The following is an 18,657-nucleotide window of genomic DNA, read 5'->3' as shown; positions in this document are numbered from 1 at the left end:
CGGTTGATGTTGTCGCCGGGACGGCTCCAGCCGTTCCCGGCGGCTCGGCGATGGGGGCGAGTGGTGGTCGAACAGACGGTGCCGCGGCGACGCGAGACGGCGGGCAGCGCCGGCGGGCCGATGGCCGATCCGGGCCTGCGGCAGCTGCTGGCGGGCCTGACGGCGGTGCGGGACGGCGACTTCGGCACCCGACTGCCCGAGGACGCCGACGGGCTGCTCGGCGAGATCGCCACCGTCTTCAACGGCATGGTGGACCAGTTGTCGCTGTTCACCTCCGAGGTGACCCGGGTGGCCCGGGAGGTCGGCACCGAGGGCCAGCTCGGCGGCCAGGCCGAGGTGCCCGGCGTCTCCGGCACCTGGAAGGACCTCACCGACTCCGTCAACGCGATGGCCGGCAACCTCACCGACCAGGTCCGCGACATCGCCGAGGTCGCCACCGCGGTTGCCCGGGGCGACCTGTCGCAGAAGATCACGGTCGACGTGCGCGGCGAGATCCTGGAGCTGAAGATCACCATCAACACGATGGTGGACCAGTTGTCGTCGTTCGCCGACGAGGTCACCCGGGTCGCCCGGGAGGTGGGCAGCGAGGGCCGCCTCGGCGGCCAGGCCGAGGTGCCCGGCGTCGCCGGCACCTGGCGCGACCTCACCGACTCGGTGAACTTCATGGCCGGCAATCTGACCAGCCAGGTCCGCAACATCGCCCAGGTCACCACCGCCGTGGCCCGCGGCGACCTGTCGCAGAAGATCACCGTCGACGCCCGCGGCGAGATCCTGGAGCTCAAGAGCACCATCAACACGATGGTGGATCAGTTGTCGTCGTTCGCCGACGAGGTCACCCGGGTCGCCCGGGAGGTCGGCACCGACGGGCGCCTCGGCGGCCAGGCCCAGGTCAGCGGCGTCGCCGGCACCTGGCGCGACCTCACCGACTCGGTCAACTCGATGGCCGGCAACCTCACCGACCAGGTGCGCAGCATCGCCCAGGTGGCCACGGCGGTGGCCCGGGGCGACCTGTCGCAGAAGATCACCGTCACCGCGCACGGCGAGATCCTGGAGCTCAAGAGCACCATCAACACGATGGTGGATCAGTTGTCGTCGTTCGCCGACGAGGTCACCCGGGTCGCCCGCGAGGTGGGCACCGAGGGCCGCCTCGGCGGCCAGGCCGACGTGAAGGGCGTCTCCGGCACCTGGAAGGACCTCACCGAGTCGGTCAACGTCATGGCCGACAACCTCACCGCGCAGGTACGCAGCATCGCGGAGGTCACCACCGCGGTCGCCAAGGGCGACCTGACGCAGAAGATCCGGGTCGACGCGCGGGGGGAGATCCTGGCGCTGAAGGAGACCATCAACACGATGGTCGACCAGCTCTCCGCGTTCGCCGACGAGGTGACCCGGGTGGCGCGGGAGGTCGGCACCGAGGGGCGCCTCGGCGGTCAGGCCCGGGTCTCCAACGTGGGCGGCACCTGGAAGGACCTGACCGACAACGTCAACGAGATGGCCAACAACCTCACCAACCAGGTGCGCTCGATCGCGCTGGTCGCCACCGCCGTCGCCCAAGGCGACCTGAGCCGGCAGATCACCGTCGAGGCCAAGGGTGAGGTCGCGGTCCTGGCCCAGACCATCAACACGATGGTCGGCACGCTGAGCGCCTTCGCCGACGAGGTGACCCGGGTGGCGCGCGAGGTGGGCACCGAGGGACGCCTCGGCGGTCAGGCCCGGGTGCCCAACGTCGCGGGCACCTGGAAGGACCTCACCGACAACGTCAACTCGATGGCGAACAACCTCACCGGCCAGGTCCGCAACATCGCCCAGGTCACCACGGCGGTGGCGCAGGGCGACCTGACCAAGAAGATCGACGTCGACGCCCGCGGCGAGATCCTGGAACTGAAGACCACCATCAACACGATGGTCGACCAGCTCTCCAGCTTCGCCGCCGAGGTCACCCGGGTGGCCCGGGAGGTGGGCAGCGAGGGCCGCCTCGGCGGTCAGGCCGAGGTCGAGGGCGTCTCCGGCACCTGGAAGCGGCTCACCGAGAACGTCAACGAGCTGGCCGGCAACCTGACCCGCCAGGTGCGGGCGATCGCCGAGGTGACCAGCGCCGTCGCCACCGGCGACCTGACCCGGTCCATCACGGTGGACGCCCCGGGCGAGGTCGGCGAGCTGAAGGACAACATCAACTCGATGGTGGAGTCGCTGCGCGAGACCACCCGCACCAACCAGGAACAGGACTGGCTCAAGACCAACCTGGCCCGCATCTCCGGGCTCATGCAGGGCCACCGCGACCTCGAGGTGGTCGCCGGTCTGGTGATGAACGAGCTGGCACCCCTGGTCTCCGCGCAGCTCGGCACGTTCCTGCTGGTCGACGATCTCGCCGAGGGCAAGGCGCTGCGGGTCGTCGGCGGCTACGGGCACGACGCCACCCGGCGCCGCTACGCCCTCGGCGACTCCCTCGTCGGCCAGGCGGCGGTGAGCAAGCGGGCCATCGTGGTCGACGCGGTGCCGGCCGACTACGTGACCGTCTCGTCCAGCCTGGGGGCCGCCGCCCCGCTGCACCTCGTGGTGTTGCCGGTGCTCTTCGAGGACCAGGTGCTCGGCGTCATCGAGCTGGCCAGCATGAGCCGGTTCACCGACATCCAGCGCGACTTCCTCGACCAGCTCACCGAGACCATCGGGGTGAACGTCAACACCATCGTCGCCAACGCCCGTACCGACATCCTGCTCACCGAGTCCCAGCGCCTCGCGGCCGAGCTGCGGACCCGGTCGGAGGAACTGCAGGCCCGCTCCGAGGAGCTGCAGCGCTCCAACGCCGAGCTGGAGGACAAGGCGGCGCTGCTGGCCCGGCAGAACCACGACATCGAGACGAAGAACTCCGAGATCGAGCAGGCCCGCCAGGAGCTGGAGGCGCGCGCCCAGCAGCTCGCGCTCGCCTCGAAGTACAAGTCCGAGTTTCTGGCCAACATGAGCCACGAGCTGCGCACCCCGCTGAACTCGCTGCTCATCCTGGCCCAACTGCTCGCGCAGAACCCCAACCGCAACCTGACCAGCAAGCAGGTCGAGTACGCGACGGTCATCCACTCCGCCGGCACCGACCTGTTGCAGCTCATCAACGACATCCTCGACCTGTCGAAGGTCGAGGCCGGCAAGATGGACATCAACCCGGAGACCTTCGACCTGTCGGTCCTGCGCGACTACGTCGACGCCACCTTCCGCCCGCTGACCACGCCGCGTGGGCTGGAGCTGGACATCGTCACCGGCCCGGACGTGCCCACCACCCTGCACACCGACGAGCAGCGGCTGCGTCAGGTGCTGCGCAACCTGGTCTCCAACGCGGTCAAGTTCACCGAGCAGGGCAGGGTGCAGCTGCGCATCGAGCGGGCCCGGCCGGACGAGCTGCCCGGCGGCGTCGAGCCGGCGGAGACCGTCATCGCGTTCCGCGTGATCGACACCGGCATCGGCATCGCCGAGCAGCACCTGACCGCCATCTTCGACGCCTTCCAACAGGCCGACGGCACCACCAGCCGCCGGTACGGGGGCACCGGCCTCGGGCTCTCCATCAGCCGCGAGATCGCCCACCTGCTGGGCGGTCGGATCACCGCGCAGAGCGTCCTGGGTCAGGGCAGCACCTTCACCCTCTACCTGCCCGCCACCGTCGTCGGACCGTACGGCGCCGACTCCGCCGGCCCGCTCAGCGGTCACCTGGTCGGGACGGCGGAGCCGGACACCTACCGGCGTACCGAGCAGCGGCGCCTGCTGGTGCTCGAGGGACACGACAAGGGCCTGCTCACCATGCTGGCCCAGGGCGTCGCGGCGGGGCCGGCAGAGCACGCGGTCGACGTGTCCACGGCGGTGGACACGGCCTCGGCGATCGAGGCGCTCACCGCGCACCGGCACCACCTGCTGGTGCTGCACCTCGACATGTCCGTCGAGGGCGGGACGGCCCTGCTCAAGGCGCTCGACGACCACCCGGACCTGCACCGCCTGCCGGTGCTGGCCTACCACGGGCAGCCGTTGACCGCCGGCCAGGAGACGCTGCTCCAGGCCATCGCCAAGGACCGGCCGCTGGAGGTGCTGCGCAGCCTGGACGACCTGCGCGAGCGCATCGCCCTGCACCTGTCGGCGGAGAGCCCCGAGCGGGTCGTGCCGCTCACGCCCGCCACCGCCGACGCCGCGCCGGCCGGGGACGCGTTCGCCGCGGCGCTGACCGGGCGCAAGGTCCTGGTCGTCGACGACGACGCCCGCAACGTCTTCGCGCTGACCAACATCCTGGAACTGCACGGCATCGACGTCGTCTACGCCGAGAACGGCCGCACGGGCGTCGAGACGCTGATGCGCCACGACGACATCGACCTGGTGCTGATGGACGTGATGATGCCGGAGATGGACGGATACGCCGCCACGGCGGCGATTCGGGCCATGCCCCGCTACGCCGAGCTGCCGATCATCGCCGTCACCGCCAAGGCGATGCACGGCGACCGGGAGAAGAGCATCTCCTCGGGCGCCAGCGACTACGTCACCAAGCCGGTCGACGCCGACGACCTGCTGCACTGCATCCACCGCTGGCTGAGCAACTGAGTCCGGGCCGCAGGTGCGCCAGCCCGGCTGCCGGTGGCGTACCTGCGGCGGGGCCGGCGCGGCCGCCTCCGCCCGCCGGCGAACGGGTCGGCACGGCGGGGAACGCCGCCGGTCGGCGGATCGTCGGCGGATCGTCGCGGGGGTGTCAGCGGACGGCCACCCTCTGGTGAGGACGACCTGCGGGAATCATCCGATGCGATGGACCCGCCTTCCGGCCCTTGCCCTCGTCTCCACGATCGTCGCCGCGCTGCCGGCCGCATCGGCCACCGCCGCGCCCGACCACGGCGCCGCCGCCAACCCGGTCACCTTCGCCCTGCTCGGCGACACGCCGTACTCCGACGCCCAACGGGCCCAGTTCCCCGCCCTGGTCGACGACGTCAACGCCGACCCGCGGGTGAGCTTCGTGCTGCACGCCGGTGACGTGAAGAGCGGCTCGTCGACCTGCGACGACGCCCGCTTCGCCGACCTGCGCCGGCTCTACGACACCTTCGCCGACCCGTTCGTGCTGACACCCGGCGACAACGAGTGGACCGACTGCCACCGCACGGCCGCCGGCGGCTACCTGCCGACCGAACGCCTCGACGCGGTCCGCCGGGTCTTCTACCCGCAGGCCGGCAGCACCATCGGCGGCCGGCCGACGCCGGTGCTGTCGCAGGCCGCCGACCCCCGCCACCGCGACTACCGGGAGAACGTGCTCTTCGTCCGCAGCCGGATCGTCTTCGCCACCGTCCACGTGGTGGGCAGCGAGAACGACCTCGCGCCGTGGTCGCAGCTGCCCGGCGGCGACCGCCCCGACCTGCGGCTGGCCGAGTTCGAGGCCCGCAAGGCCGCCGCACTGGACTGGATCGACGCCACGTTCGCCGCGGCCCGGCTGACCGCCGCGCCCGGCGTGCTGCTGATGATGCAGGCCGAGCCGCTGGCCACGCCGGGCTACGCCGACATCCGGGCCCGCATCGCCGAGCGGGCCGCGGCGTACGGCAGGCCGGTGCTGCTCGTGCACGGCGACGAGCACGTCTACGAGGTCGAGCCGGCCTACGCCGGCGTGGCCAACCTGACCCGGCTCGAGACGTACGGCGACACCGCCTCGAACTGGCTGCGGGTCACCGCCGACCCGCGGGCGGCGGCGGTGTTCTCCTGGCAGTCGGAGACCGTCACGGGCTGACCCGCGACCGGGCGGGGCGCGTCAGGGAGCGCCCCGCCCGGCGGGTCACGCCGGCAGGTCGCGGGCGCGCTGCCGGACGCCCGGCCCGCCGTACGGGTAGTCGGCCACCGCCGGGGCGCTCGCCTCGTCCAGCAACCGGGTCTGCTCCTCGTCCAGGCTCAGGTCGGCGGCGGTGAGGTTGTCGTCGAGCTGGTCGGTGGTCCGGGCACCGAGGATCACCGAGGTGACCGCGGGCCGGTCGGCCAGCCAGGCCAGCGCCACCGCCGACATGGAGACCCCGCGCTGCCCGGCGACCTTCCGCACCGCGTCGATCACCCGCCAGGTCCGCTCCTGGGCGTTGCGCCCCGCGTACGCCTCGACCCCCCGCTCCGGGTCCTCGCCCAGGCGGGTGGCGCCGGTCGGCGCGGTGTCCCGCCGGTACTTGCCGGTCAGCCAGCCCCCGCCCAGCGGGGACCACGGGAGGATGCCGATGCCCTCGTTTCGCAGACCGGCACCAGTTCGAACTCGATCTCCCGGACCAGCAGGTTGTACTGCGGCTGCAGGGTGACGATTGGGGCCAGCTGGAGGTGCTGGGTCAGCAGGGCGGCCTTCTGCAGTTGCCAGCCGGTGAAGTTGCTGACCCCGGCGTAGCGGATCTTCCCCGCGCGCACAGCGTCGTCGAAGAACCGCAGCGTCTCCGGCAGCGGCGTCAGCGGATCCCAGGCGTGCGCCTGGTAGAGGTCGACCGCCTCCACGCCGAGTCGCCGCAGGCTGGCGTCCAGGGCGCGGGTGAGGTGCACCCGGGACAGGCCGGCGTCGTTCGGCCCGGCTCCCGTCGGGAACCGCCCCTTGGTGGCGATCACCACCCGGTCCCGCATTCCCGGCCGATCGCGCAGCCAGCGCCCGACCATCTCCTCCGAGGCCCCCGGCGGAGTAGACGTCGGCGGTGTCGATGAAGGTGCCGCCGGCCTCGACGAACCGGTCCAGTTGGGCGAAGCTGCCCGCCTCGTCGGTCTCCGCGCCGAAGGTCATGGTGCCCAGGCAGAGGTTCGACACCACCGTTCCGGTGGAGCCGAGGGTGCGGTATCGCATGGTGTCCTTCCGGTCGTCGACTCCGGCGATCCTCGCACCGCGTCGCGCCGTCCGCCCGCGGCCCCCGAGCCCGCGCTGCAGGTCATGCCGGCATGAGGCAGAGTGGCATCCGCGTCGGGACGGTCCGGCGCCACCGACGGAAGGGGCAGCGGCCGTGGCGGGACCGACCGGGGTGGTGTTCCCCCGTACCGGCGAGGGGCGCAGCACGAGCGCGCTCGGGCGGGCTGTCGTCGCCGACGCGCTGCGCGCTGTCGATCCGGTCGGTGGGCGCTCGGCGGAGCACGAGACCAACTGGCGGCACGGCTACCTGGGGCACTTCCGCCGGCTGGTCGAGGCGGGGCTGCTCTCCCGCGAGGCGGCCCTGAGCATCGCCCGGGACGGGCTCGCCTCGCTGCACGCCCGGATGACCGTGATCGGTGCCGACGGCCGGGAGACCGGGCTCGACGAGGCCTTCACGACAGCCGCCGACGAGCCCCTGGAGACGGCGACGGTCACCGGCGGTGGGCCGGTCGAGCGGGACCTGTCGCTGCCCTACCGGGGCCAGCGGCTGCGCGGCGACGAGCTGCGCCGCCGACTCGACGCCTGGGTCACCGCCGGGGTCATCGAGCCGTCCTGCGCCGAGGCGGTCGGCGCGGTCCTCGCCAACCCGGACTGGCTCGACCTGCGCGACCAGCGGGTCGTCGTGCTCGGCGCGGGCGCCGAGATGGGCCCGCTGCCGTCCCTGCTCCGCTGGGGCGGCGACGTGGTGGCGGTCGACCTGCCGCGACCGGAGCTCTGGCGGCGGGTGCTGCAGACCGCCCGTCGGCACGGCGGTCGCCTCCGGCTGCCGGTACGCCCCGGCGACGCCGCCGACGACCAGGCGCTGGCCGCCCGGGCCGGCGCCGACCTGCTGCACCGCCTGCCGCAGGTCGCCGACTGGCTGCGCGGCATCGACGGCCGGCTGGTGCTCGGCAACTACGTGTACGCCGACGGGGCCACCAACGTGCGTGTCGCCATGGCGGTCGATGCGCTAACCGGCCACCTCCAGCAGCACCGCGACGACGTCGCACTCGCCTTCCTCGCCACCCCCACCGACGTCTTCGCCGTCCCGGCCGAGGCGGTGCGGCACGCCGAGCGGGGCTACGCGGCCCGCGGCTGGGCGCGCCGATCGCTGCGCGTCGTCTCCGGGGGGCGGCTGCTGCACCGCAACTATCCGCCGGGCGCCGATCCCGGCATCAACGACAGCCTGGTCCCGCAGCAGGGCCCGAACTACGCCCTCGCGAAGCGGCTCCAGCGGTGGCGGGCCACGGTGGCGCGGGACGCCGGCTCGACGGTGTCGTTCACCGTCGCCCCGCCCACCCGCACCCGTTCGGTGCTGCGCAACCGGGCGCTCGCCGCCGCGTACGCCGGCGCCCACCGGTTCGGCATCGAGGTGTTCGAGCCGGCGACCAGCAACACCCTGATGGCCGCGCTCCTGGTGCACGACCTGCGCACCGGCGGCGGTCCGGCGCTGGCCCACCCCTGGCAGGACGAGGCGTACGGCGCGGCACACGGCGGGCTCTGGCGGGTGCCGTACGCGCCGCGCAGCGCGCTGGGGCTGGCCGTCCTGCTCGGCCTCGGCGGCGCCCGGGCCTGACCGGGGGCGCGCGAGCCGGAGTAGGTTGCCGCCCAAACGAGCGTTAAGCTGGCCGGGTGGGAACCGAGGAGCTGTACCCCGCCGACCGGCTGGCCGCCGCGCGCCGCGCCACCGCCGCCGCCGGCCTGGACGCGCTGCTGCTCACGCCCGGTTCCGACCTGCGCTACCTGACCGGCTACGACGCGCACGCGGGGGAGCGGCTGACCTGCCTGGTGCTGCCGGCCGAGGGCGAGCCGACCCTGATCGTCCCCACCCTGGAACGTCCGGCCGCCGAGGCGTCCCCGGCGCCGGCCACCGGCGTGCGCATCGTCGACCACGCCGACGGCACCGACCCGTACCCGCTGGTCACCGCCGCCCTCGGCGGACCGGTCGCGGCGGTCGGGCTGGCCGACCGGATGTGGGCCGAGCAGGTCCTCGCGCTGCGCGCCGCGCTGCCCGGGGCGACCCAGCGGCTGGCCGGCGAGGTGCTGAGCGAGTTGCGGGTGCGCAAGTCGCCCGCCGAGGTCGCCGCCCTGGCGGAGGCGGGCGCCGCGATCGACGCGGTGCACGCCCGGATGGGTGAGTGGCTGCGGCCGGGGCGGACCGAGACCGAGGTCGCCACCGACATCGCCGCGGCGGTCCGCGCCGCCGGCCACGCGACCGTGGACTTCGTCATCGTCGCCGCCGGCCCGAACGGCGCCAGCCCGCACCACGGCACCTCGGACCGCCCGATCCAGGCCGGCGAACCGGTCGTCGTCGACATCGGCGGCACCATGCCCTCGGGTTACTGCTCCGACTCCACCCGCACCTACCTCGCCGGCGGGCGCGCCCCGGCCGAGTTCACCGACTACTACCAGGTGCTGCACGCGGCGCAGCGCGCCGCCGTGGCCGCGGTCCGGCCCGGCGTGACCGCCGAGGCGGTCGACGCGGCCGCCCGCGAGCCGATCACCGCCGCCGGGTACGGCGACGCCTTCCTGCACCGCACCGGCCACGGCATCGGCCTGGACGGGCACGAGGAGCCGTACGTCGTCGCCGGCAACTCCCGGCCGTTGGAGCCCGGCATGGCGTTCTCCATCGAACCCGGCATCTACCTCGCGGGCCGACACGGCGCCCGCATCGAGGACATCGTCGTCTGCACGACGGACGGCGTACACCGGCTCAACACCACCCCCACGGAGCTCATCGCGCTATGACTGTCGACCGGATCCTCCCCACCGACGAGGCCCACGACCTGCTCGACCTCGCCACCGAACTCGCCGACCGCGAGCTGGCCCCCCGGGCCGCCGGGTTCGAGGAGCGCGCCGAGTTCCCCCGGGAGGTGCTGCGCACCCTGGGCCGGGCCGGCCTGCTCGGCCTGCCCTACGCCGAGGAGTACGGCGGCGCCGCTCAGCCGTACGAGGTCTATCTCCAGGTGCTGGAGATCCTGGCCAGCCGCTGGCTCGCCGTGGCCGAGGCGGTCAGCGTGCACACCCTGTCCTGTTACCCGGTGGCCCAGTTCGGCAACGACGCCCAGCGCAAGCTGCTGCCCGACATGATCGGCGGGGAGCTGCTCGGGGCGTACTGCCTCTCCGAGCCGCAGGGTGGCTCGGACGCGGCGGCGATGACCACGAAGGCCGTCCGCGACCGTGACTCGTACGTCGTCTCCGGCACCAAGGCGTGGATCACGCACGCCCGGGTCGCGGACTTCTACAACATCTTCTGCCGCACCGGCGGCTCCGGCCCGAAGGGCATCTCCTGCCTGTTGGCCGACCGGAACACCGCGGGCCTGCACCCGCAGGCCGCCGAACGGACCATGGGCCTGCACGCCTCCCCGGTCGCGCAGATCGCCTTCGACGACGCCCGGGTGCCCGCCGACCGGCTGATCGGCGGCGAGGGCATGGGCTTCACCATCGCCATGTCGGCCCTGGACTCCGGCCGGCTCGGCATCGCCGCCTGTGCGGTCGGGCTGGCCCAGGCCGCCCTCGACTACGCGGTCGGGTACGCGAAGGAACGGCGGCAGTTCGGCCAGGCGATCATCGACTTCCAGGGGCTCGGCTTCAACCTCGCCGACCTGGCCACGCAGATCTCCGCCGCCCGGGCCCTGACGCTCGCCGCGGCCCGGCTGCGCGACGCCGGCCGGCCGTACTCGATCGAGGCGGCGAAGGCGAAGCTCTTCGCCACCGACGTGGCGATGCGGGTGACCACCGACGCGGTGCAGGTGCTCGGCGGCGCCGGATACGTCGCCGACCACCCGGTGGAGCGGTACATGCGGGAGGCGAAGGTGCTCCAGATCGTCGAGGGCACCAACCAGATCCAGCGGCTGGTGATCTCCCGGGCGCTGGCGAAGGGCTAACCTGTGCCGGTGACCTTCCCCCGGATCACCGTCGACCCCGAGGTGATGGGCGGCGCGCCCTGCGTGCGGCAGTCCCGGATCCCGGTGGCCACCCTGCTGGCGATGATGGCGGAGGGGATGTCCGTCACCGACATCCTCACCGACCTGCCCTTCCTCGACGAGGAGGACATGGCCGAGGTGCTGAACTACGCGGCCGATGCGGTGCGCGACCGGACGGCCCGCCCAGCGTGACCGCGGCCGGCCGGTCGTCGCACCCCGGGCTTCCACCCGGTAGGTTGCACGCCGTGGAGGAGATCGACCGCGCCATCGTCGCCGCGCTGACCGTTGACGGTCGGCTGTCGTACACGGATCTGGCGGAGAAGGTGGGGCTGTCGGTCTCCGCGGTGCACCAGCGGGTCCGCCGGCTGGAGCAGCGCGGGGTGATCAACGGCTACGTCGCCCGGGTCTCGTTCGAGGCGCTGGACCTGCCGCTGACCGCCTTCGTGGCGATCCGCCCGTTCGACCCGTCGCAGCCGGACGACGCGCCGGAGCGGCTGGCCCACCTGCCCGAGATCGACTCCTGCTACTCGGTGGCGGGGGAGGACTTCTACCTGCTGCTGGTGCGGGTGGCCGGCCCGGCCGACCTGGAGCGGGTGCTCCAGGAGATCCGCACCGCGGCCAACGTCACCACCCGCACCACGGTGGTGCTCTCGACCCCGTACGAGGGGCGGCCGCCGAAGATCGACCTCGATCCGCGGACCCGGGTGCGGCCCCGCGCCAACGGCGAGGCCGGCTGAGCGGGCTGGTCAGCCGCCGTTCCAGCGGAGGATGACGCGGCGCCCGTGCTCGTGTCCGAGCACGCTGACCGTGGCGGTGTCCAGCCGGAGCTTTCCGCCGCCGGACGGGGGCAGCCCGATCCAGCGCGCGCCCACGACGCGCAGGTTGTGCGCGTGCCCGACGAGGGCGACGCTGCCCTGGTCGAGCAGGGGAGTGACCCGGTCGAGCAACCGGTCGACCCGCTCGCCGATCTGTTCGGGCGTCTCGCCGCCGGGACAGCCGTCGGTCCAGATGTTCCACCGCGGATCGTCCTTGTGGATGTCCACCGTGGTCCGGCCCTCGTACTCGCCGTAGTTCCACTCGGTCAGGTCGTCGTCCACCTCGTCCACGGTGAGGCCGGCCAGCTGCGCGGTGGCCCGGGCGCGCTGGCGGGGACTGGACAGCACCCGGGCGAACCGCCGGCCGACCAGCACCGCGCCGAGGGCGCGGGCCTGCCGCTCGCCGTCGGGAGTCAGTGCCAGATCGGTGTACGAAGTGTGTTGGCGGCTGGCGCTCCAGGTGGTCTCGCCGTGCCGGACCAGGAGGATCTCGCTCATGCCTCCAGTCAACCAGTACCGGACGCCGTCGGCCGGACAGTGACGAACCACCTATTGTCCTAGGACGGCGCAGCGGGTGTGACGTGACTGCCCCGGGGCCGCCCTGACGCCGGCTCTGGCGCCCATGCCTTGTCGTCGGGCCGCTGCCGGCGGTCGAGTCGGTAGGGCAGGAGGCGGCCGAACCAGTACGGCACGGTGCCGCCTCCTGGCCGACGCTGCGCGGCTCGCCCCCGTTCTCCTGGGGGGACCGCCGTTCCCGGTGTTCCTTCCCTGGCCGGGCTGACCCGGCATGCCGTGCACGCCACGTTCATCGCGCCCTTCACGTCGCAGGCCAGGGATGGCGCTTCCCGGTATGACTCACAGACCAGCATCCTAGGACGGACTACGCGGCGCGAGCCAAGTCACGCCGGAGGAAGACCGCAACAGCGCGGGCACCGTTTCGGGCCATGGTGACCGGGGACGCACCGGGGGAGGCGGGGCGGAGCGCCTCGCACACCGCCGGAGCAGCAGGAGGCGACATGAGCTTCACGGAGAAGGCGAAGAACAAGGCCCAGCAGCTCACCGGCGTCGCAAAGGAGCGGATCGGCGACGTCACCGACAACGAGCGGATGCGGGGCGAGGGCGCCACCGAGCAGAGCACCGCCCGGGCCAGGCAGGGTGTCGAGGACGCAGGTCGCCGGGCGCGGGACGCGTTCCGCTGATCCAGACGAGTGCCGAGCGGTCCCCGGGGCGTCCCCGGGGACCGCTCGGTTAGCGTGGCGGGCGTGACGGTCGCCCGGTCCCTGCTGCTGTTCGGTCTGGCCGCGCTCGCCGAGATCGGCGGGGCGTGGCTGGTCTGGCAGGGCTGGCGGGAGCACCGCGGCCTGTGGTGGATCGCGGCCGGGGTGATCGCGCTGGGCTGCTACGGCTTCGTGGCCACCTTCCAGCCGGACCCGCACTTCGGTCGGATCCTGGCCGCGTACGGCGGTGTGTTCGTGGCGGGGTCGCTGGCCTGGGGGGTGCTCGTGGACGGCTTCCGGCCGGACCGGTGGGACCTGGCCGGCGCGGCCATCTGCCTGGTCGGCGTCGCGGTCATCATGTACGCGCCGCGCGGCTGACCGGTCGCCCCTGGCCGCCGGCGTGGTGGCCGTCGACGACCAGCATCGCGGTCACCGAGGCGATCACGATGACCAGGTGCAGGGTGGCGTTGACGTAGGCGCCGATCGGGACGGTGACCAGGACCAGGGCCGCGGTGACCAGGCGGCTGGCCGGGCGGCCGTGGTGGACGACGCGGCGGATGTCGGCGATGCCGACCAGGAAGAGGGCCACTCCACCGGAGAGGGCGAGCGCGGCCGGCCAACCGGTCGGGGCGTCGGGATGGGCGACGGTGGCGTGCAGGCCGGTGGCGGTGGCGATGATGCCGAGCAGCAGGACGAAGTGGCTGAGGATGTAGACGCGGGCGGACAGTCGGCTCCGGGCGCCGGGTTCGGCGCGGTCGAGGATTGCCTCGCCGGCGCCGGCCTCGGTGAAGTAGGTCCACCAGAGGGCGGCGGGGAGCGCGAGGGCCAGCACGATGGCGCCCGCGGTGCTGGGAGTGAGGTGGTTCAGGGGCGCGCCCATGCCGATGGTGACCACGGTTTCGCCGAGGGCGACGATGACGAGCAGGCCGTGCCGTTCGACGAAGTGGGTCGGGACGATGCGGAAACTGGCGGCGACGCCGAGCCACGAGTGGCCGGGAAGCAGGTAGGGCAGCGCGGTCTGGACGAAGACGGCGGCGGCCCAGAGGGCATACACGGCGGGTCCGGAGAGCAGGCCGGCGGCGAGGACAAGCAGGGCGGCGCCGAGGTTGTAGGGGGCAAGCCGGCGTACGCCGGCGCGGGCGGTGCTCTGGCTGAACAGCGTCAGGTGGACGGTGACCACGACGAGGTAGCCGATGCCGAAGAGCAGGCCGCTGCCGGTGAAGGCGTCGGGGATGGCGACGGCGGTGAGCAGGAAGCCGGCCATCCCGCCGAAGAGGAGGAGTTTGCGGGCGGGCCGGCGCGGTGGCACGTGGTTGGTGAGCCAGGCGTAGCCGCTGTAGAGGTACCAGAGCAGGCCGAGGATCAGGACGGTGCTGCCGAGGCCGGTCCAGTCGAGGTGGTCCTCGAGCAGGTGGGCGAGTTGGGTGATGGTGAGGACGAAGACGACGTCGAAGAAGACCTCGACGGGGGTGGCCCGGTCGGCGGTGTCGGCGTCGTCTCGCGCGGGTCCCATGGGTGCAGGGTAGTCAGCGCGTCGTGCCGGGGTTTCCCGGATCGGCTACGCCGCACCCTCGGTCGCCGGCGGGGCGGCGACCGAGGGTGGTGCGGGTGCCGTTCAGTCGTCGCGGTGCGCGACCCACCACTGCTGCCCGCCCTCGGGCAGCGTGTCGATCGGGTCGTAGTAGGCGTAGCGCTTGTTGAGCGCCTCCAGGTCGGCGGACTCGATGGAGGTGCGGTAGTTCTTGGTCCAGTACGAGATGCCGCGTTCGCGGTCGTACTCGGTGAGCATGTGCACCCAGCGCTTGCCGACGAACGGGACGTCGCAGACGATCCGCGGGGTGGCGTAGCCGGGCAGGTAGCCCATGATGTCGTGCTGGAGTTGCTGGGCGTGCCAGACGGGGACCCGCCAGTGCTCGGCGTTGGGGATCATGTCGCACATGTAGAAGTAGTACGGCAGGATGCCCGCCTCACCCTGCAGGGCGAAGCAGAGGTCGAGCAGGTCGGGGGTGGTGGCGTTGACGCCGCGCATGAGCACGCCCTGGTTGCGTACGTCGCGGACGCCGACGTCGAGGGCGGTCTGGGCGGCCTTGGCGACCAGTGGGGTCAGCGACTGGGCGTGGTTGACGTGGGTGTGGATGGCCAGGTTGACGCCGCGTCGGGCGGCGGTGCGGGCGACCCGCTCCAGGCCCTCGACGACGTCGTGCTGGAGCCAGTGCTGCGGCAGGCCCATGAGGGCCTTGGTGGCGAGCCGGATGTCGCGGACGGTCTCCAGTTCCAGCAGCCGCATCAGGTACGACTCGAGGTTGCGCCACGGCACGTTGGCCACGTCGCCGCCGGAGACGACGACGTCGCGGACGCCGGGGTGGGCCTTGAGGTAGGCGATGTGGGCGTCGTAGCGGTCGACGGGCTTGAGGGTGAGCTTGAGCTTGTCGACGGCGGGGGTGGAGTTGCCGACCAGGTCCATCCGGGTGCAGTGCCCGCAGTACTGCGGGCAGGTGGAGAGCAGTTCGGCGAGGACCTTGGTGGGGTAGCGGTGGGTGAGGCCCTCGGCGACCCACATGTCGTGCTCGTGCAGGGAGTCGCGGCTGGCGTAGGGGTGTGAGGGCCAGTCGGTGCGCCGGTCGGAGGCGACGGGGATCATGTAGCGCCGCACGGGGTCGGCGAGGAACGCCTCGGTGGTCATCGGGGCGAACGGGACCATGGTGTTGAGCATCTGCGGCGGCACCAGCATGGACATGGTGGCCAGGGCCTTCTGGTCGGCCTCCAGGTCGGCGTAGAAGGTCTCGTCGACGAGGTCGCCGAGCACGGTGCGCAGCTGCTTGATGTTCTTGACGCAGTTGACGCGCTGCCACTGGGCGTTCTCCCACTGCTCGCGGGTGACGTGGCGCCAGCCGGGGAAGCGGGTCCAGTCGGGCTCGACCAGGGGGCTGCGGCGGTATTCGTACGGCTGCCCGGCGGTCGGCGTCGCGACCGGGGCGTGACGGGGTTGAGGGATGGTCTCAACCGGTTGGGTCTGGGTCACGGCCCCTCCTCGGTGCGTAGTGGTGCAGATGATCGGCGGCCCGTAGGCTACTGGAAAATATCCGGTGAAGAAATTAGTCTGCCGGAAGTTTTCCCGCGATGCGAGCCCAAGCCGGGGCTTCACGCGGCTGACAGGGGAGGTCGGCGTGACGTCACCGGTGGGTCTGCACCGCGTTGTGGAACCGGCGGGGGTGCTGCCGCAGGCGGCGTGGCGGCTGGACGCCGACCCGCGGATCGCACCGAACGAGGTGCGGATCCGGGTCGAGCGGCTGAACCTGGACGCGGCGAGCTTCCGGCAGTTGTCGGAGAAGCACGGCGGCGACGGGGCGAAGGTCCGCGCCGAGGTGCTGGAGATCATCGCCAGCCGGGGCAAGATGCAGAACCCGGTGACCGGGTCGGGCGGCATGCTGATCGGCACCGTGGAGGAGGTCGGCCGGCGCTCGCCGCTGGAGCTGACGGCCGGTGACCGGGTGGCGACGCTGGTGTCGCTGACCCTGACCCCGCTGACCATCCTCGACGGGCTGGCCCGCTGGGACGGGCGCAGCGAGCAGGTGCCGTGCGACGGGTACGCGATCCTGTTCGCCCGGTCGATCGCGGCGGTCCTCCCGGCCGACCTGCACCCGGAGCTGTCCCTGGCGGTGCTGGACGTGTGCGGGGCGCCGGCGCTGACCGGCCGGGTCGTCGCGGAGCACGTGGCGCGCAGGCAGCGCGAGAACGACCCGACGCCGGTGACCGTGGCGGTGATCGGTGGGGCCGGCAAGAGCGGGTCGCTGTCCCTTGCTGCGGCGCGGCGGGCGGGCGCGGGTCGTACCGTCGGGGTGGTGCCGGTGGCGGCGGAGCGCGACGCGCTGACCGAGGCCGGGCTGGCCTCGATGGTCGCGTTGGCCGACGCCCGGGATCCGGTGGCGTTGTCGACGGCGGTGACGTCGGCGCTGGGGGTGCCGGCGGACGTGACGGTGGTCTGCGTGGACGTGCCGGGTTGCGAGCACGGGGCGGTGCTGGCCACGGCGGACGGCGGCACGGTGATCTTCTTCTCGATGGCGACGAGCTTCGCGGCGGCGGCGTTGGGCGCGGAGGGTCTGGCGGCGGACGTGACGATGCTGGTGGGCAACGGCTACGTGCCGGGTCACGCGGAGCTGGCGCTGGGTCTGCTGCGGTCGGAGCCGGGGGTCCGCGCTCTGTTCGAGTCCCGGCTGGCGGCAGACTGAGTGTCATGACGAACCCCTCGACTCTGTACCGCGGCGGCGTGCTGCACTGTCCGGCCGATCCGCGCGCGACGGCCCTGCTGGTGACCGACGGCCGGATCGCCTGGTTGGGTGCGGACCGGGACGCGCCGGTCGCCGACCGGGTGGTGGAGCTGGACGGTGCGCTGGTGACGCCGGCGTTCGTGGACGCGCACGTGCACGCCACGGACACGGGGTTGGCGTTGTCGGGGTTGGACCTGTCCGGGGTGCCGTCGGCGGCGGGGCTGCTGGAGGCGGTGGCGGCGTTCGCGGCGGGGTTGCCGTCGGACGCGGTGGTGCTGGGGCACGGTTGGGACGAGTCGAACTGGCCGGTGCCGCAGTTGCCGGACGCGGCGGCGCTGGACCGGGCGGCCGGGGGTCGGCGGGTGTACCTGTCGCAGGCGTCGATCCATTCGGCGCTGGTGTCGGCGGCGCTGCTGGCGGCGTGTCCGCAGGCGGCGCAGGCGGCCGGGTACGACGCGTCGGGCTGGTTGCGTCGGGACGCGCACCACGTGGTGCGGGCGGCGGCGTTCGCGTCGGTGACGCGCCCGCAGCGGGTGGCGGCGCAGCGGGCGGCCCTCGAACACGCGGCGTCGTTGGGCATCGCGGCGGTGCACGAGTGCGGTGGTCCGGAGATCTCCGACGAGGAGGACTTCACCGGTCTGCTGGCGGTGTCGGGCGACGGCGTGCCGGAGGTGTACGGCTACTGGGGTGAGCTGCTGGGTGCGGCGCGGGCCCGGGAGCTGGGCGCGGTGGGGGCCGGTGGTGACCTGTTCGCCGACGGCGCGTTGGGGTCGCGGACGGCGCACGTGTCGGCGGCGTACCTGGACGGTGACACGGGGTCGTGCGGGCACGGGTACGTCTCCGCGGACGAGGTGCGCGATCACCTGCTGGACTGTGCGGCGCACGGGATGCAGGGCGGTTTCCACGCGATCGGGGACGCGGCGATCTCGACGGTGCTGCAGGGGTTCGCGGCGGCGGCGGAGAAGCTGGGCACGGACCGGGTGCGGGCGGCGCGGCACCGGGTGGAGCACGCGGAGATCATGAACAAGCGGCTGATCGCCGGGTTCGTGGAGTACGGGATCGTGGCGAGCATGCAGCCGGCGTTCGACCGGTTGTGGGGTGGCGCGGGTCGGATGTACGAGTCGCGGTTGGGGTTGGACCGGTCGTTGGAGTCGAACCCGATGGGGGCGATGCACGCGGTCGGGGTGGCGTTGGCGTTCGGGTCGGATTCGCCGGTGACGCCGCTGGACCCGTGGGGTTCGGTGCGGGCGGCGGCGGCGCACCACAACCCGGTGCAGCGGATGAGTGCGCGGGCGGCGTTCGCGGCGCACACCCGGGGTGGCTGGCGGGCGGTGCACCTGGACAACGAGGGTGTGCTGGCGTTGGGGGCGCCGGCGACGTTCGCGGTGTGGTCGACGCCGGCGGGGGTGGAGCGGGGTCTGCCGGTGTTGCAGGCCGAGGATCCGGAGCTGCGGGGTCCGCAGGATCCGACGCCGTTGCCGGTGTGCCGGCGCACGGTGCTGCGCGGTGAGGTCATCTATGAGGAAGGGTCTGCGTGAGCGAGCGAAGGATCGAGGCAGCACGGGCGCGGGTCGCGCCGGCGGCGAGCGG

Annotated in this window: 14 protein-coding genes and 1 pseudogene; 11 read left to right on the top strand and 4 right to left on the bottom strand. The window is 72.9% G+C overall.

The features are described from left to right. Positions 1-120: 120 nt before the first annotated feature. Together ACTMS9_RS23405 and ACTMS9_RS23400 are read left to right on the top strand one after the other, a co-directional pair. Positions 121-4,569 carry a HAMP domain-containing protein gene (locus ACTMS9_RS23405; RefSeq protein WP_441166066.1) on the top strand — a complete coding sequence of 1,483 codons (4,449 nt, stop codon included), beginning with the start codon at positions 121-123 and terminating at the stop codon, positions 4,567-4,569. A 193-nt stretch (positions 4,570-4,762) separates the two neighbouring features. Then, the gene (locus tag ACTMS9_RS23400; RefSeq protein WP_441148889.1) at positions 4,763-5,731 is read left to right on the top strand and encodes a metallophosphoesterase; all 969 of its coding nucleotides are present in this window, start codon (positions 4,763-4,765) and stop codon (positions 5,729-5,731) included. Between the two features lie 45 nt (positions 5,732-5,776). Here ACTMS9_RS23400 and ACTMS9_RS23395 read toward each other — a convergent pair. Further along, positions 5,777-6,742: pseudogene (locus ACTMS9_RS23395) on the bottom strand (aldo/keto reductase). A gap of 214 nt (positions 6,743-6,956) precedes the next feature. Here ACTMS9_RS23395 and ACTMS9_RS23390 point away from each other — a divergent pair. The 5 genes from ACTMS9_RS23390 to ACTMS9_RS23370 are packed head-to-tail and all read left to right on the top strand — an operon-like array spanning position 6,957 to position 11,504. Then, complete coding sequence (locus ACTMS9_RS23390) at positions 6,957-8,417, top strand: hypothetical protein (RefSeq protein ID WP_441166024.1); 1,461 nt, start codon at positions 6,957-6,959, stop codon at positions 8,415-8,417. A 56-nt stretch (positions 8,418-8,473) separates the two neighbouring features. Then, complete coding sequence (locus tag ACTMS9_RS23385; protein WP_441166023.1) at positions 8,474-9,589, top strand: M24 family metallopeptidase; 1,116 nt, start codon at positions 8,474-8,476, stop codon at positions 9,587-9,589. After that, complete coding sequence (locus tag ACTMS9_RS23380) at positions 9,586-10,728, top strand: acyl-CoA dehydrogenase family protein (RefSeq protein ID WP_441148885.1); 1,143 nt, start codon at positions 9,586-9,588, stop codon at positions 10,726-10,728. Before ACTMS9_RS23385 ends, ACTMS9_RS23380 begins: the two co-directional genes overlap by 4 nt. A gap of 9 nt (positions 10,729-10,737) precedes the next feature. Beyond that, on the top strand, positions 10,738-10,959 hold the full coding sequence (locus ACTMS9_RS23375; protein ID WP_154936964.1) for a DUF433 domain-containing protein: 222 nt from the start codon (positions 10,738-10,740) through the stop codon (positions 10,957-10,959). Positions 10,960-11,012: 53 nt separating this feature from the next. Continuing rightward, entirely contained in the window at positions 11,013-11,504 is a 492-nt protein-coding gene (locus tag ACTMS9_RS23370) for an Lrp/AsnC family transcriptional regulator (RefSeq protein ID WP_280838668.1), read from the top strand. Between the two features lie 9 nt (positions 11,505-11,513). Here ACTMS9_RS23370 and ACTMS9_RS23365 read toward each other — a convergent pair whose 3' ends face one another. After that, entirely contained in the window at positions 11,514-12,080 is a 567-nt protein-coding gene (locus ACTMS9_RS23365) for a histidine phosphatase family protein (protein WP_441148884.1), read from the bottom strand. Positions 12,081-12,598: 518 nt separating this feature from the next. Here ACTMS9_RS23365 and ACTMS9_RS23360 point away from each other — a divergent pair. Continuing rightward, a complete protein-coding gene (locus ACTMS9_RS23360; RefSeq protein ID WP_441148883.1) occupies positions 12,599-12,781 on the top strand; it encodes a CsbD family protein in 183 nt (60 codons plus the stop codon). Between the two features lie 63 nt (positions 12,782-12,844). Continuing rightward, positions 12,845-13,177, top strand: a complete 333-nt coding sequence (locus ACTMS9_RS23355) for a YnfA family protein (RefSeq protein WP_350795493.1) — start codon at positions 12,845-12,847, stop codon at positions 13,175-13,177. Here the strand turns inward: ACTMS9_RS23355 and ACTMS9_RS23350 are convergent. Then, positions 13,155-14,312: a low temperature requirement protein A gene (locus ACTMS9_RS23350; RefSeq protein WP_441148882.1), complete on the bottom strand. Its 1,158-nt coding sequence runs from the start codon at positions 14,310-14,312 to the stop codon at positions 13,155-13,157. The two genes, ACTMS9_RS23355 and ACTMS9_RS23350, sit on opposite strands and share 23 nt — an antisense overlap. A 102-nt stretch (positions 14,313-14,414) precedes the next feature. Then, positions 14,415-15,821 (bottom strand): KamA family radical SAM protein, encoded by a 1,407-nt coding sequence (locus ACTMS9_RS23345; protein WP_441148881.1) that lies wholly within the window; start codon positions 15,819-15,821, stop codon positions 14,415-14,417. Positions 15,822-15,978: 157 nt separating this feature from the next. Here ACTMS9_RS23345 and ACTMS9_RS23340 point away from each other — a divergent pair, with 157 nt between their 5' ends. Continuing rightward, complete coding sequence (locus tag ACTMS9_RS23340; protein WP_441166065.1) at positions 15,979-17,028, top strand: zinc-binding alcohol dehydrogenase; 1,050 nt, start codon at positions 15,979-15,981, stop codon at positions 17,026-17,028. Between the two features lie 5 nt (positions 17,029-17,033). Then, positions 17,034-18,605, top strand: a complete 1,572-nt coding sequence (locus ACTMS9_RS23335; RefSeq protein ID WP_441166022.1) for an amidohydrolase — start codon at positions 17,034-17,036, stop codon at positions 18,603-18,605. Positions 18,606-18,657: the final 52 nt, after the last annotated feature.

It is taken from the genome of Micromonospora sp. L31 (assembly GCF_052068075.1).
Lineage (GTDB): Bacteria > Actinomycetota > Actinomycetes > Mycobacteriales > Micromonosporaceae > Micromonospora > Micromonospora purpureochromogenes.
This window is presented reverse-complemented; position numbering and strand designations above follow the sequence as displayed.

Excerpts from the sequence above, each read along its gene's own strand:
- ACTMS9_RS23405 (WP_441166066.1), top strand. The coding sequence starts at position 121 with ATGGCCGATCCGGGCCTGCGGCAGCTGCTGGCGGGCCTGACGGCGGTG.
- ACTMS9_RS23400 (WP_441148889.1), top strand. The coding sequence starts at position 4,763 with ATGCGATGGACCCGCCTTCCGGCCCTTGCCCTCGTCTCCACGATCGTC.
- ACTMS9_RS23380 (WP_441148885.1), top strand. The coding sequence starts at position 9,586 with ATGACTGTCGACCGGATCCTCCCCACCGACGAGGCCCACGACCTGCTC.
- ACTMS9_RS23365 (WP_441148884.1), bottom strand. The coding sequence starts at position 12,080 with ATGAGCGAGATCCTCCTGGTCCGGCACGGCGAGACCACCTGGAGCGCC.
- ACTMS9_RS23360 (WP_441148883.1), top strand. The coding sequence starts at position 12,599 with ATGAGCTTCACGGAGAAGGCGAAGAACAAGGCCCAGCAGCTCACCGGC.
- ACTMS9_RS23350 (WP_441148882.1), bottom strand. The coding sequence starts at position 14,312 with ATGGGACCCGCGCGAGACGACGCCGACACCGCCGACCGGGCCACCCCC.
- ACTMS9_RS23335 (WP_441166022.1), top strand. The coding sequence starts at position 17,034 with ATGACGAACCCCTCGACTCTGTACCGCGGCGGCGTGCTGCACTGTCCG.